The sequence below is a fragment of the Embleya sp. NPDC059237 genome (assembly GCF_042754105.1).
In the GTDB taxonomy this organism is placed as follows: Bacteria; Actinomycetota; Actinomycetes; order Streptomycetales; family Streptomycetaceae; genus Embleya.
Window position 1 is genome coordinate 1 of sequence record NZ_JBHZAE010000029.1, and the last position, 12559, is coordinate 12559.

Sequence of the window (12559 nt, forward strand, 5' to 3'; positions counted from 1 at the left end):
TCGACGACGACCTCCAGCCGGCTGCTGGCGCTGCTGTCCATGCTTCAGGCCCGCCGCGACTGGCCGGGCGGCGTGCTCGCCGAGCGGCTGGGCGTGTTCGAGGACGCGTCAGCCCGAGGCGAAGCCGGGCGTCGGGGCCGCGCGGGTAACCACGGACTTCTCAACGATCAACAGGTCCTTCACCACCAGGTCGATCACGTCGTTCCAGTGGTCGCTGTCGTAGACGGCGGCGTACAACTCGACGCGCTGCACCTCGTTGTCGAACCGCCGGATCCAGATGTAGCCGTCCGGGTCCTCCTCGTCGGTGAAGGACGCGGTGACGGTCATCCCCTTCGAGGTCTGGAACGGGATCACGACCTGTTCCATGTAGCGGACCCATTCGTCCCGGCGTCCGGGTCGGGTCCGGTAGCGGCGGAGCTCGTAGAACACGGTGGGGTCTCCTCCCTGATTGCCGACCAGCGTCGGCAGGCGTCACCGGGACGTGGCTGCGCCCCGGTGGTTGCCGGACGTTCGGAGCCGGGCGGCGTGGCCCGGTCGAGGCCGGCCGGTCGTGCGCCCGGCGAGGGGTGGTGGTGCGGATGCCAGCAAGGGCTGCGTCAGGAGGCGACGCGCAGGACGAGCTTGCCGCGGGTGCGGTCGGTCTCGCCGCGCGCGTGGGCCCGCGCGACCTGCTCCAGCCCGAAGACCTCCTCGATCTCGACGGTCACCTCTCCGGTATCGATGAGCTCGGCGATACGGGTCAGGGCCGGGCCGTCGGGTTCGACCAGGAAGGCGCTCGCGCGCATACCGCGCGAGCGCGCGGCCTCGGCCAGCTCGGCCGAGACCCCGGCGGGGATCGCCACAAGCAGGCCACCGGGGCGCAGCACGTCGAGGGATCGGGTGCTGGTGCGGTCGTGATCGTCACCGACCAGGTCGATCACCACATCGACGTCGCGGGTGGCGTCCTCGAAGCGGACGGCGGTGTAGTCGACGAGTTCGTCCGCGCCGAGTTTGGTCAGCCAGTCGTGGCGGCCACTGCTCGCGGTGCCGATGACGTGTGTGCCCAAGTGCTTGGCGAACTGGACCGCGAAGTGCCCCACCCCACCCGCCGCCGCGTGGATCAGCACGCGTTGGCCGGCGCGGAGCCCCGCGGTGTCCACCAGCGCCTGCCAAGCGGTAAGGGCGGCCAGGGGAACGGCGGCGGCCTGTTCGTGAGTGAGGCCGGCGGGCTTGCGGGCGAATTGGCGCGCCGGTGCGGTGACGTACTCGGCGTAACCGCCGACCGCCCGAGGGAACCACGGCATCCCGTAGACCTCGTCGCCGGGCGCGAAGGTGGTCACACCGAAGCCGGTCTCCTCCACCACCCCGGACACGTCCCAGCCCAAAATGAACGGCGGCTCGCCCAGTACCCCGGCCATACCCGTGCCGGAACGCGTCTTCCAGTCCACCGGGTTGATCCCGGCGGCGTGCACCCGCACCAGGATCTCGGTCGGCAGGGGCACGGGCCTGGGCACCTGCGCCACCCGCAGCACCTGCGGACCGCCGAATTCGTTCTGGACCACGGCGCGCATCAAGGTTGCGGACATGCGTCAACTCCAAGCGGATGGAACGGTGGGAGGTCGATCGTGCGGCTCCCTGTTGATGTCGGCGACCGTATCCACGCGCATATAGTTACCTGCAAGGTTTACTACTTCCCGATGGGAAGCGAACAGGTGAGGAGTGGTTCATGGCCATGGAGTGTGCAACGGGCCAGCACGGCGACCACGACGTCTACGCTGCGCAGTGCCCCTGCCGCGCGATGCTGGACCTGCTCGCCAACAAGTGGTCGGCGCTGGCCATCGGCGCCCTCGAACAGGGCCCGCAGCGCTTCGGGCAGCTTCAGCGGCGTCTCCAGGGCGTCAGCCCCAAAGTCCTCACCCAGACCCTGCGCCGCCTGGAGGACTCCGCCCTGCTCACCCGCACGATCTACCCGGCCGTACCCCTGCACGTGGAGTACGCCCTCACCGATTTGGGCCACAGCGCCGCCGTCCCCCTCGGCCTGCTGCGCACCTGGGTCGAAGAGAACCTCGACAACACCCCCGCAAGCCCGTGCCGGCCCCGAAACACCTGACCAGACGCCCCACCACGGGCTCGTACGCGCCACACCGGTGTGATTCCCGGGGGAGGTGATGTGGGCTGAGGCCATGCAGGCCGACTGCGAACGTTGCATGGCCGTTCGGGTGAGGGATGTGATGATCCGCCCTGCGCCGCGTCGCGGTCTGCCCGGGACGGGAAGGGACGTCGATGGCCTCCACACTCGCGGCAATTGCGAGGGGCCGCCTCGATCGACGGTCCCGCAGCCAGCGGCCATGCGCCATGCGGCGCACCGGCCGTGCGCGGCCGGGTCCGCGACGGTCGGCATCATTACGGATCTGCACGGCGCGGGGGATTCGGGAAGATGACGTTGGCGCGGGTGGTGTGCGCGGACCGGACGATGCGGCGCCGGTTCCGCGGTCGAGACCTCCGCCCGGGGCACCGCGGGGCTGCGCCGCCCACAACTTGGAGTGCTGCTGCGGCTGTTGGCCGCCCGCACCCCGTGCCTGCCTGTGGGGCGTGAACGTCGGCCAGTGTTCGCAGCAGAGGTTCTGCCGTGGGGCGCCTACGGTCGTCAGGATCGTGAGGGCCCGGTCGGCGGGCAGTTTCCCGGCCGTGGTTGTGCCGGGACTTCGCCATCGGCGGCGCCGCGCCCTGTTCACGGAGGCGGGTCAGGGCGGTGTGGCGGTCGCCGTGGGGTCGGGTTGCCTCGCCGCGAAGGATTGCTCGGCCCAGATGGTTTTGCCCTCCCGGTCGTGGCGGCGAGCTGCGCGACGAGAAACAGGCCACGCCCGCCCTCGTCGCTCCAGCGTGCTCGGCGCAGGCGCGGCTGGGTGTTGCTGGGGTCGGTGACCTCGCAGACGAGCGAGGTCTCGCGGATCAGTCTCAGTCCGATCGGGCCCCCCGCGTACCGCACGGCGTTGGTGACCAGTTCGCTGACGATCAGTTCCGTGGTGAAAGCCAGGCCCTCAAGGCCCCAGGCGGCGAGTTGTCCGACGACACCGCGAGCGCCGGCCACGGCGGCCGGGTCCGCCGGGAACTCCCAACTCGCGGTGTGCTCCTTCGGTACGGCCCGCACGCGGGCCGGGAGCAGCGCGACGTCATCGCGCGGCGGCTCACTGTCGAGGTTGGGTCGGTGACCAACTCGCGCCCCGTGTCCTCCAGAGGACGGTCGGGGTCGCACGAGGCCGACAAACCCTCCACCAGCCGGCGCGGGCCGTCGTCGGGGTCGGTGTCACGGCGTTCGATCAGGCCGTCGGCGTACAGGGTCAGGACGCTGCCGGGCCCGATGTCGACGACGGCCGTCTCGAACGGGAGTCCGTCCACGCCCAAGGGTGGTCCGGGAGCGACGGCGACCGCGTCGGCGTCCAGGTGGGTGAAAAGTTCGGTGGGGTCGAGTTCCAGGTCGGCGAGCATGCGGACGGCCGTGCGCAGCCGGCCCATGGTGGCGTACAGGCCGTGTCCTGCCACGTCGCCGATGACGAGGGCGACGCGGAAGGAGGGCCGGGGGATGACGTCGTACCAGTCGGCGCCGATTCCGGCTGCGCTGCTCGTGGGAAGGACAGGCCCGTGGTCTCGGCTGCGGGCGTGTCGGTCGCGGGCTCCGGGAGCAGGCGCTGCTGGAGCGCGAGTATCGATCGGTGCTCGCGGGTGTAGCGGCGGGCGTTGTCGAATGCCCAGGGCTGCTCGGGAGGCGATCTCGGCCAGGAGGTCGACGTCCGCGTCGAACGGATCCGGCTGGTCCGTGCGCCAGACGATGACGGTGCCCAGGACCAGTCCGTGTGCGAACAGCGGGGCCCACATCGCCGAGTGGAGGGACTCGGGAAGACGCCTCGGCTCCTGGAAGACGGTGGTCACCTTCGCCACGTCGAAAACGGCCGCCCGGCCGTGCCGGATGTCCTGCAGTTCGCATGTGGAGAGCATGGGCGGCATGGTCTGGCCCGGCTGTACGAGATGGGCCGCGGCCAGATTCCGGTGGCCGAGGCCACCGCAGCCCGGCGCAGGTGCGGATCCCCTCCGCCGTGGATCTTCGGCGGCTCGTCCCCTTCGAGCACGCCGTCGGCGAGTTCGACGGCGGCGAGGTCTCCCAGGGCCGGGACGAGGATGTCCGCCAAGTTCTGCTCGGTGCGCACCGCGTCGAGCGAGCCGCCGATACGAACGGGCGGCCTCGTGCAACAGGTCCCGGTCGCGGCGGGCCCGTGGAGCGAGCCTGCCTCGGGCTCCACCCATCGTGCGATCGGTGGGCACGAGGAGTACGAGGTGCTCGCCGGAGGGCTCCAGCCGCAGCACCCGTAGAGTCACGTCGACGGGGGCCGGCCCGGCGCGCGAAGAGTGCTCGCCCCTTGGCCGGGACGCCAGCGACGTCGTTCGTCTCCCGATCGTCGTCGGCGAGCAGGGAGGCGAATGGGCGGCCGCGGGCCTGTTCGGTGGTCCGGTCCAGCAGTTCGGCAGCGGCCCCCGACCAGCGCAGCACATTACCGTGTTCGTCCACTACGACGGCTGCGAAGGCGAACGTCTCTTCCGCGTCGTTGGCGGTGGACCGGGGCATGTGGCTCCTTGGTTTCGTTGCCCGCTACCCCAACGGTACGTCCGGCGGACCGGTCCGCGCGTCTTGGGAAGAGGCTGTCCACCACCGTCGAAGACCCACCCATGGCCACCATGACCGCCGCCGCCCCGTCCGACGTCGCGACCGATCCGCGGCTCGATGTTCAAGGCGCGATTTCGGGCAGGGAACAGCCTGTCGGTGGCGAGGGACTGGAGAACGCTTGCCCGTGTCGGTACGGCGATGTGCTCCGGCGGATGGGGTGCGCCGGCGCGATCGGCAGTCCCGGTCGCGCCGCCGGTTCCGCACCGGCCCGGCCGGGCGCCTCGGTTGGCCGGCTGAGGTGAGGGCTGGGGCGGTGTCGATCGACGAGCCCGTCAACAAGCGAGTTCGATGCCTGCACCGCGCAACAGTCGAGCGAACGTCGCCACGTGCTCCCGGGCGAGGGGGAGGGCCGGGAGTCTCGGAGGGCCGCTGGGGACTCCGACGAGGTCGAGGCCGGTTTTGATCGCGCTTGCGTAGTTGTGCGTCTCGAGGAACTCGCAGATCGGGAAGATCTTCGTCCACTGCTCCCGGGCCCCGGCGACGTCGCCTCGCACTGCGAGGGTCCCGTAGAAGTCCGCGCACAGCCGAGGGATGACGCTCGCCGCTCCCCAGACACCCGCCTGCGCGCCGGCTGCGAGGCCGGAGAACGTGAGGGTGTCGTAGCCGTTGAGCGGCTGTATGGCGTCCGCGTAGTGGTGCACAACCGTCGCGAATTTCACCGCGTCACCGCCGGTGTCCTTGAACGATGTGACACGGGTGTTCCGAGCGAGCTCGGCCAATTGCTCGGCCGACAGGTCCAGTCCGGTGGCGTCGGGCAGGTTGTAAAACATGATGTCGATGTCCACGGCATCGGAGACGGCCCCGTAGTGCGCCACGACCTCCTCCCAGCGAAGGGCGCCGTAGTAGGGGGGCACGATCATGACCGCGGTTGCGCCGGCGTCGGCCGCGTGCCGGGTGAGGTCGATCGTCTCGCCGGTGGTCAACGCTCCGGTGCCCACGACGACGGGCACCCGACCGTCCACGGCCTTCAGGTAGAGGTCGGCGACCTCCTTCCGCTCGGTGTTGCTAAGCGTCGTGAATTCGCCGGTGCTGCCCAACGGCACCAGGCCCTGCACGCCCGCGCCGACGATGTGCTCGACCTGGCGACCGACTCCTTCGGCGTCGACGGTCGAACCGTCTTCGGCGAAGGGGGTCACCACGGCTGCGAGAATTCCGTGGAACGACGTTGTCATTGTTCTCCTTCGGTGGTCGTGCTCGGGATTCGCGGAGACGGGGGACTACTTGCTTCCGCGTCGTAGTGCGCGCCCGCCGAGGTCGTCGGTCGGCTCTCCGTCGCGGAAGGCGACCACTCCGTTGACGACCACGTGCCGCATCCCTTCCGCGTACTGGTGCGGGTCGGAGTAGGTGGCAAGATCCCGGACCTTGTCGGGCTCGAAGATCGCGAGATCCGCGAAGGCGCCCTCGCGGATCACGCCGCGGTCGGCAAGATGCAGCGTCCGCGCGGGAAGACTCGTCATCCGCCGGACCGCATCCTCGAGGTGCAGGACGCCCTCCCGGACATAGGGGCCGAGCACCCGGGCGAAGGACCCGTAAGCCCGCGGATGTGTCGGGCTGTCGCTGTACGGCGGAGCAGCCGTCCATGCCTCGGAGTCGGAGCAGACGGAGACCCACGGGCTCTGCAGCGCGAGACGGACGTTGTCCTCTGTCATCTCGAACAGGGCGATGATCATCCGCGAGTCCGCCACGACGATGTCCACAAGCGTGTCGAGCGGATCCGCGTCACCGTGCCGCGTCGCGACCTGCGCGAGTGTCATGCCGTTCCACTCGGATGTGTCGCCGCCCAGGAGCAGGATTCCGTCCGCGCCGCCCGCGCTCAGGTAGCAGTTGTCCCAGTCGGTTCCCGGGGCTCGGATGGCGTCCTTGACCGCGGTTCGGAAGTCCTCGTGCATGAGTTTGCCGCGCAGGGCGTCGGGACCGCCGTCGTGGAACCGTGGGGGGATGCAGGCGTCCAAGCCGGTGGCGCCCGCCTCGTACGGATAGATGTCGGCGGTGATGGCGAGGCCGCGGGCCCTTGCCTCCTCGATGCGCGCGATCGCGGAGGCCATCGAGGGCCAGTTGTCCCGGCCTGCCGCCTTCAGGTGGTAGACCTCGGCCCGGGCACCCGACCTCTCGGCGATCGTGATGAGCTCGTCCAGGCTCTCGAGCAACGAGTCGGACTCGTTGCGGATGTGCGAGATATAGAGCGCGTCGTGCCTGGCGAGTACCTCGGCGAAGGCGGTCAGCTCCTCGGTCGAGGCGTACATGCCCGGGGCGTAGATGAGGGCGGAACCCAGCCCCAGTGCTCCGTTCGCCAGTTCTTCGTCGAGGAGCCCGCAGGCGGCGGTCAGTTCGCCGGCCGTCAGCGGCCGGTCCTCCTGACCGGCGAAGGCCATGCGAAGGTTGTCCGCCCCCACGAAGCTGGCGAGGTTCGGTCCGACGCCCGAAGTCGCCATGTGGTTCAGGTAGTCGTTGATCCGCGGCCACTCGTGCCGGACGTGCGTCTGCTCGGCGTAGTCCTTCGCGATGGCACGCATCCGGCCCTCCACGGGGCCGAGCGAGTAGCCTTCGCCGAATACCTCGGTGGTGACACCCTGGTACAGGTCGGAGAGACCTCGGGGGTCGCGTTGGAGCGACTCGTAGGCCTGGCTGAGCACGTTGACGAAGCCGGGCGCGACCACCGCGCCCTCGGCATCCAACTCGGCGACGTCGGAATCGGGTACCTCCCCGACGGAAACGATGCGGTCGCCCCGGACGAGTACGTCCGCGCGCCTGAGCGGTGCGCCGGTGCCGTCCGCGAGGAGGCCGCCGCGCACCACGAAATCACTACTCATCCCAACTCCCTGTCTTGAACACGTGCATCGGATCACGCCTACCGCTGTGCCAGGACGACATCGTCGAGCACCCGGAGGATGTTCCCGCCCATCAGCATGGCGAGCTCCGACGCGCTCCACCCGCGGTCGGCCAGGCAGTCGATCAGGGGAGCGAAGCCGGAGACGTCCCCCATCGACACCGGGAAGTCCTCGAACCCGTCGTAGTCGGACCCGAGTCCGATGTGCGCGATGCCCGCACTCTCGCGTGCGTGCTCGACGTGATCCGCGACATCGGCGACCGTGACGACGGGCTTGGCTCCGACCTTGCCGCTGTCGAACCAGTCGCGGTAGTCGCTCGAGAGGAACATCGGCACGAAGGCGACCATGAGAACCCCGCCGTTGGCCGCGAGCGACGCGAGTACGTCGTCGGGGACGTTGCGGGGGTGCGGACACAACGTCGCACACGACGAGTGGCTGAAGACGACGGGGTCGTCGGAGATCGCGATGGCGTCGCGCATGGTCCCGGTCGACACGTGGGCGAGGTCCACCAGCACGCCCAGCCGGTTCATCTCACGGACGACGTCACGACCGAACTCCGACAAGCCGCCGTGGTTGACGACGTCCGTGGCGGAGTCCGCCCAGTCGACGTTCACATTGTGGGTCAGGGTCAGGTAACGCAGTCCCAGCGATGCCAGGACTCGGAGGACACCGAGAGAGCCGCCGATGCTGTTGCCGCCCTCGGCTCCGAGCAGGCAAGCGATCCGCCCCGTCGACCACGCGGCTCTGACGTCGTGCCCCGTTCGCGCCGGCACGAGGTCCTGCGGATAGCGCGCGACGAACCTGTGCACGAAGTCGATTTGCTCCAGGGTGTACTGCACGGCCTCCGCCGGCGCCAGATCACTCGGGGCGTAGACCGACCAGAACTGGCCCCCTACCCCGCCCGCACGCAGCTTGGGGAGATCGGTGTGCAGCCCGTGCCCTTCCCGGTCGAGACCGTCGACCGAGTGGCTTCTCGAGAGTCGGGAGGCCCAGGCGTGGTCGTTGTGCCCGTCAACGACCCGGGAAAGGCCGAATGCTTCGAGTGAAGTCGGGTTCGCGTACGACGGAACAGCCGTCATCGTGGGTACCCCCCCGTCTTCTTGCGAGCGAATCGCTGTGCCGAGAACGGCCCGGTACGGCCGTCGTCCCCCGTGGCGATCGCCTCCGCGAGGTGCACACCCGCGGCTGGGGAGATCGTCATGCCGAGCATCTGGTACCCGGTGGCCACGAACACGTTCGAGTCCGGTGCGAGTCTGCCGATCATGGGCAGGCCGTCGGGAGCCACCGGACGAAGCCCCGACCACGGGGCCGACTGGTCGGTCCACGGTCCGAGGAGGGCCCGAGCGGAGCGCCGCATCGCCTCGACGCGCCGCTTGGGGACGCGGGTCGGGGAGTTGGTGAAGTCCATCGCCCCCGCGACGCGCAGAGTTCCGCCCATCGGAGAGATCGCCAGGTGTGTATCGAGGGTCTGGATCGCCTGCTTCGGCATCCGCCCCGGCCGGACGTCGAAGCTGTAGCCCTTGCCTCCGATCACCGGGAGGTGATGACCGATCGAGCGTGCCAGCGCGGTGGTGTTCACTCCCGCCGCGAGCACCACGTGGTCGCCCTCGTGCACATCGCGGGTCGTACGCACCGCCCGCACCAGCCCGTCCTGCACGTGGAGGTGCTCCACGGGCTCGTGTTCACGGATCTCGACACCGGCGGCGACCACCTTCTCGATCAGCGCCGCCATGTACTTGTGGGGAACGACCTGCCAGTGGTTGCCGATCAACGCTGCCGCCTGGCCCCTTGGCACCACGGGGTCGAGGTCCTGGACCGCGCTGCCGGTCAAGACCTCTGTCGTGGCCCCCTGTCCGAACTTGGCCAGCGGCTCGATCTTCTCGATGAAGTGCTCCACGTCCGCGGGGTTCTTCGAGATGGCCAGGAGACCGGTCTTGTCGAAGTGCTCGTCCAGGCCGAGTCGTTCGATGAGCTTGAAGGAGGGGTACCCGAGTGTGGACAACGCCGCCAGGCCGTCGAAGTACGACCGGTCGTTGCAGTAGCGCGCGAACGTCGCGATCCACGGGCCCAGGCGCAGGAGAGCCGCAGGCGAGAAGTGGAGCGCGGAGTCTCGCCGGACGAGGTCCTTCAGCCCGTGCATGATGATGCCGGCCTCGGGCACCGGCCCGGCCTGAGCGGGGCATATCCAGCCGGCGTTGCCCCAGGACGCGCCGGCGGCCGCGGCGCCGGCGTCGAGCACCGTCACGCGCATACCGACCTCGCTCAGCGCCCAAGCCGTCCACAGGCCGGCGGCACCGGCACCGACCACGACGCAATGCTTGCCATTCGTCACGTCCAACAGCCCTTCCACTCGAACTCGTCTCAAGGAGGGACTGTGCCAAGGGTCCCGGACGCGTTGTTCGTTCATTCGGACCAGAAGCCGGGAGCATCATGGTGACCCGCACAGGCGGGCTGCTCGACCGGGGAGACGGGCGGGGCTCGATGAGCGTTGTGGCACATCGGCCCCGCGGAAGTCGTTGCCGCGGCGGCGGAGGAGTGGTTCGCCGTACCGCCGAAGTAAGCCCCACCACGTCCGTCCGGCGGTGGGTCGCGCGGGGACGTGCCGGGCGGCCGCGTACGGCCGACCCCGGATGATCGGGGCCTGCGGCGCAGGAGTTCGGTCTCAGCGACCGGCCAGGTCGAGTGCAGCATCGACGATCGTCGCTGTGTCGATTCCGTGAATCCTGTAGGCGTCCTGCAGGGCGGACGACTGGCCGAACTCGGTAACGCCCAGGTTCCTTGTACGGTCGCCACGCAGCCCCGCCAGGAAGGCGAGTGTGTGCGGGTGGCCGTCCATGATCGTGACCAGGGGGGCTGGACTGTCCGCGGGAAACAGGACCGAGGCGATAGCGCTCCCACGCCCTTGCGCCGATCGGAAGACGAGGTCCGGGCTGGTCAGGCACACGACGCCGGCAGTCACACCGAGTCCGGAGAGGAACCGGGCTGCGGCCACGACCTCGGGCATGATCGCTCCCACGCCGACCAGGGTGACCTGGTCGTCCGCGAGGGGGTGACCGGTCAGACGGTAACCGCCGGCGACGGCATGGCGTCGGCGACGCTCCAGCAGGAGAGGGTCCTCGGGCAGACGGGAGAGTGCCTGGTCCACCGGTCGGGTCGAGAGTCGGAAGTACGCGGACGTTCCCCCGGGGATACCCACGTGGTTGATCGCGTCCAGGACGCACCACTCGAGGTCCTGGGCGAACGCCGGCTCCCACGCGACGCAGCCCGGCTGCTCCAGCCCGATCGACGGAGTCGTGATCGACTGGTGTGCTCCCCCCTCGGGAGCGAGGGTGACGCCCGACGGCGTGCCGACGATGATCGACTGGCCACCGGCGTAGATGCCGTAGGACCAGGGCTCCAGGGCCCGTGGAATGAACGGGTCGTAGATCGTGGCGATCGGGACCAACCGTTCGCCCCAACGCGACCAGGTCGAGCCGAGCTCGCCGAGCAGGCTCACCAGGTTGACCTCGGCGATCCCCAGCTCGATGTGCCGACCTTCGGTGGCCTCGGACCATTTGAGAACCCGTTCGGGGTCGTCGGCGAACCAGTCCGGCCGGTCCGTCACCGACCAGACCCCCGTCTTGTTGATCCAGCCGCCGAGGTTGGTCGAGGACGCGACGTCCGGGCTGCAGGTGACCACGCGGCGCGCGACTTCCGGTGCCTCGCGGGTCAGGTCGGCGAGGAAACGGCCCAGGACCGCCTGGGTCGAGATCGGGGCGCGGTGCTCCCGGGACAGGGCGACGGGCACGACGTCGGGCCGGGGGTTCGTGACAGCGGTACGCCGCAGGGCATGTCCGCGCTCCCTGCACAGCGTCGCCGCGGAGGACCCGCCCTGGAACCGTTGCCAGGGGTCGGCCGGGTTCGCGCCGACCGACTCGGCGAGCGCCGCCATCTGGATGTCGGTGAGCAGGGCGGAGTGGTTGTTCGGATGCCCCTCCGTGGGCAGCCCGCGCCCCTTCACCGTGTAGGCGAAGATCACCGTCGGTCGGTTCCGATCCACGTGTGCGAAGGTGTCGAGCAGCAGGCCGATGTCGTGACCGCCCAAGTCCCGCAGGGCCATGGCGAGTTCGTCGGAAGGGATCGAGTTCAGCAGCCTGCGGAGCTCTTCGGATCCGTGGTCGCCGACGATCCGGTCGGCAACCTGCTCGACGTCGACACGCAGGATGCGCTGGTACTCCTCGTTCGACATCTCCTCGAGCCGAGCGCGCAGATCGTCGCCTCCAGAGCGGTCGAAGAGAGCGCTGATCGTCCGCCCCCACTTGAGCGTGATCACCTGCCAGCCCGCCGCCTCGAACATGCCCATGAGGCGGTGGATCTGGACATCGGGCACGATGCGGTCGAGCGACTGGCGGTTCAGGTCGACGATCCACATCAACTCGCCCATCTTCGCGACGGACGGGTCTGCGACGGCCTCCCAGATCGCGCCCTCGTCGAGCTCGGCGTCGCCGAGGAGGCTGATGAAGCGGCCCGCCTCGGGCGTGGAGTCGAAGTGCGAGGCCAGGTAACGGTGGGACATGGCGGCCCAGAGGGAGGCGGTCGCCCCGATGCCGACCGAGCCGGTGGAGAAGTCCACGGTGTCCGGATCCTTGAGCCGGCTGGGGTAGGACTGCAGCCCGCCCAGGGCACGAAGCGTCGTGAGGTACCGGGCGTCAAGGTCGCCGATGAGGTAGTTGATCGCGTGGAGCACGGGGGAAGCATGCGGCTTGACCGACACCCGGTCGTGTCGGGTCAGCTCGGCGAACCAGAGCGAGACCATGATGTCGACCATCGAGGCGCTGGATGCTTGATGGCCTCCGACCTTGACACCACTGGTATTGGGGCGACCGTGGTTCGCCGAGTCGACGATGGACGTAGCGATCCAGAGCACCTTGCGAGCGATCTCCCGCAACACCTCCTCAGCCGGTGGCGTCGTTGTCACGGATGGGGAACTCACGGTCATCGGGTGGCCTCGCAAACATTCGGCGTAGTTGCGGAGATCGGTGTGGACGAGAAC

General features: G+C 69.4%; 11 protein-coding genes and 1 pseudogene. 2 read left to right on the forward strand and 10 right to left on the reverse strand.

What is annotated here, in order from left to right; genetic code table 11:
* Nucleotides 1-108 precede the first annotated feature (108 nt).
* Both ACFXKZ_RS48815 and ACFXKZ_RS48820 read right to left on the reverse strand, forming a co-directional pair.
* The gene (locus tag ACFXKZ_RS48815) at nt 109-429 is read right to left on the reverse strand and encodes an NIPSNAP family protein (protein ID WP_380013712.1); all 321 of its coding nucleotides are present in this window, start codon (nt 427-429) and stop codon (nt 109-111) included.
* Nucleotides 430-596: 167 nt separating this feature from the next.
* Nucleotides 597-1565 (reverse strand): NADP-dependent oxidoreductase, encoded by a 969-nt coding sequence (locus tag ACFXKZ_RS48820; RefSeq protein ID WP_380013715.1) that lies wholly within the window; start codon nt 1563-1565, stop codon nt 597-599.
* A gap of 140 nt (nt 1566-1705) precedes the next feature.
* On the opposite strand from ACFXKZ_RS48820, the gene ACFXKZ_RS48825 reads away from it, so the two are divergent.
* Nucleotides 1706-2089, forward strand: coding sequence for a winged helix-turn-helix transcriptional regulator (locus tag ACFXKZ_RS48825; protein WP_380013718.1), 384 nt, complete (start codon nt 1706-1708; stop codon nt 2087-2089).
* Between the two features lie 621 nt (nt 2090-2710).
* On the opposite strand, the gene ACFXKZ_RS48830 is transcribed toward ACFXKZ_RS48825, so the two are convergent.
* The gene (locus tag ACFXKZ_RS48830) at nt 2711-3070 is read right to left on the reverse strand and encodes an ATP-binding protein (protein ID WP_380013721.1); all 360 of its coding nucleotides are present in this window, start codon (nt 3068-3070) and stop codon (nt 2711-2713) included.
* Complete coding sequence (locus ACFXKZ_RS48835; protein ID WP_380013724.1) at nt 2995-3975, reverse strand: SpoIIE family protein phosphatase; 981 nt, start codon at nt 3973-3975, stop codon at nt 2995-2997. Before ACFXKZ_RS48835 ends, ACFXKZ_RS48830 begins: the two co-directional genes overlap by 76 nt.
* 180 nt (nt 3976-4155) lie before the next feature.
* Here ACFXKZ_RS48835 and ACFXKZ_RS48840 point away from each other — a divergent pair, with 180 nt between their 5' ends.
* Nucleotides 4156-4347, forward strand: a complete 192-nt coding sequence (locus ACFXKZ_RS48840; protein ID WP_380013727.1) for a hypothetical protein — start codon at nt 4156-4158, stop codon at nt 4345-4347.
* Between the two features lie 133 nt (nt 4348-4480).
* Here ACFXKZ_RS48840 and ACFXKZ_RS48845 read toward each other — a convergent pair.
* The 6 genes and pseudogenes from ACFXKZ_RS48845 to ACFXKZ_RS48870 all read right to left on the reverse strand — a co-directional run.
* Nucleotides 4481-4600, reverse strand: a pseudogene (locus tag ACFXKZ_RS48845) (hypothetical protein); the annotation flags it as partial.
* Between the two features lie 371 nt (nt 4601-4971).
* Nucleotides 4972-5871, reverse strand: coding sequence for a dihydrodipicolinate synthase family protein (locus tag ACFXKZ_RS48850; RefSeq protein WP_380013730.1), 900 nt, complete (start codon nt 5869-5871; stop codon nt 4972-4974).
* Between the two features lie 45 nt (nt 5872-5916).
* Nucleotides 5917-7509 carry an amidohydrolase family protein gene (locus ACFXKZ_RS48855; RefSeq protein WP_380013733.1) on the reverse strand — a complete coding sequence of 531 codons (1593 nt, stop codon included), beginning with the start codon at nt 7507-7509 and terminating at the stop codon, nt 5917-5919.
* 38 nt (nt 7510-7547) lie between these two features.
* On the reverse strand, nt 7548-8606 hold the full coding sequence (locus ACFXKZ_RS48860; protein WP_380013736.1) for a dipeptidase: 1059 nt from the start codon (nt 8604-8606) through the stop codon (nt 7548-7550).
* Complete coding sequence (locus ACFXKZ_RS48865; RefSeq protein ID WP_380013739.1) at nt 8603-9835, reverse strand: NAD(P)/FAD-dependent oxidoreductase; 1233 nt, start codon at nt 9833-9835, stop codon at nt 8603-8605. The genes ACFXKZ_RS48860 and ACFXKZ_RS48865 overlap by 4 nt, the downstream gene beginning before the upstream one ends.
* A 354-nt stretch (nt 9836-10189) precedes the next feature.
* A complete protein-coding gene (locus ACFXKZ_RS48870; protein WP_380013742.1) occupies nt 10190-12334 on the reverse strand; it encodes a pyruvate dehydrogenase in 2145 nt (714 codons plus the stop codon).
* Nucleotides 12335-12559: the final 225 nt, after the last annotated feature.